The sequence below is a fragment of the Bartonella sp. CL25QHWL genome (assembly GCF_042195335.1).
In the GTDB taxonomy this organism is placed as follows: domain Bacteria; phylum Pseudomonadota; class Alphaproteobacteria; order Rhizobiales; family Rhizobiaceae; genus Bartonella.
In genome coordinates this window covers 1-582 of the sequence record NZ_JBHIOE010000106.1, presented here as the reverse complement: position 1 = coordinate 582, position 582 = coordinate 1, and the positions used below count along the sequence as shown (strand labels likewise).

The 582-nt window shown below is 40.7% G+C and carries 1 protein-coding gene; it reads left to right on the top strand.

Going from position 1 to position 582, the window contains the following annotated elements; genetic code table 11:
• Positions 1 to 582 (top strand): type IV secretion system protein (locus tag ACFILY_RS09700; protein ID WP_375673399.1); only part of this gene is annotated, 582 nt, incomplete at both ends.

The following is a 582-nucleotide window of genomic DNA, read 5'->3' as shown; positions in this document are numbered from 1 at the left end:
GCTTTCATCATCTATGGTTGGCTCATCATTCGGGGCGCTATAGATATGCCTCTCTCCGGATTTGTAAATCGTTTCCTACGGATAAGTATTATTACTTCAATAGCTCTTACCACAGGACTTTATCAAAATGAAATTGCGAGTTTGATAACACAAATGCCCTATGAGTTATCAAAAGCGCTCTTAACAGATCCACTCAATGATACACAATTAATGAATTTACTTGATACAGCAGCAACCAAAGGATTTCAATATGCAGGACGTCTTTTCCAAGAAACCGTCTTCTTCGAAGGCAATGGTCTGCTTTACAGTCTCTTAGGCATCATCATCTTGCTGGCAACAAGCCTCGTAGTCGCAATCGGTGGTGGTCTCGTGCTCCTAACAAAAATCGCTATTACGCTTCTCGTAGGATGGGGACCTCTCTTCATCGTTGCTTTGCTCTGGCAACCAACTCATCGCCTTTTCGAACAATGGATAATCCAAGTCGTCAATTATATAATCCTCTTTCTACTCTTAGCCACTGTATTTAATCTGATGATGAATATCTTTGCAAACTATTTGAGCGATATGAAACTCGATTACGAC